This window comes from Bacillus sp. LR--39 (assembly GCF_053613335.1).
Genome location: NZ_JBSIOT010001472.1, coordinates 1 through 540, shown reverse-complemented (window position 1 = coordinate 540; position 540 = coordinate 1). Strand labels below are relative to the sequence as shown.

Genomic DNA, 540 nt, shown 5'->3' with positions numbered 1-540 from the left:
AGAAATGAAATTCAAACGCTCTTCGAAGAGAGGGAAATTTCCCGGGACATTTCCCATGAGCTTCGCCAATACATTAATGATGTCGAAGCCGCCATGCTTGAAGGCGGCGAATAAATGGAGCAAAAAAGCTGGCGTTAGAGCGCCAGCTTTTTTCTATATTAAGGGCGATGAAATGCGACAGTGCTGCCATCCCGGTCGAACCAGCCTCTGAAGGCCCAGTTGATCCAGCCGCCATCGCCTTTGTTTGTAAAGGTTCCGTCTTCAAATACCCAAATGCCATACGTAATGCCGTCGTAAACGGCTGAGCCGTAAAATTGCACACCGTTCAAATGATCTTCATATTCCTGGCTTAAATTAAAGACCATGACATTATATTTTTGGCCGGATGCGTAGAAGGAAGACTCCATGAGGTTTTTCACAAACCCATCTCTGTTCTGTGCGGATTTGATAGCATCAGCGATCTGGTTGGCAATTCCAAGTACATCCAGGTTGACGTTTAAACCTACATCAGCGGCAGTTGTTCCAGCAGTAGTTGTCTGC

2 protein-coding genes are annotated in these 540 nt (G+C 46.3%); one reads left to right on the top strand and one right to left on the bottom strand.

Annotated elements, in window-relative coordinates:
• Nucleotides 1-114, top strand: a 114-nt coding sequence (locus ACWHAR_RS31210) for a hypothetical protein (protein WP_452088946.1), incomplete at its 5' end; no start/stop codon positions are given.
• A gap of 44 nt (nucleotides 115-158) precedes the next feature.
• Here ACWHAR_RS31210 and yvgO read toward each other — a convergent pair.
• On the bottom strand, nucleotides 159-540 hold a 382-nt coding region (yvgO, locus tag ACWHAR_RS31205), incomplete at its 5' end, for a stress response protein YvgO (protein ID WP_452088945.1).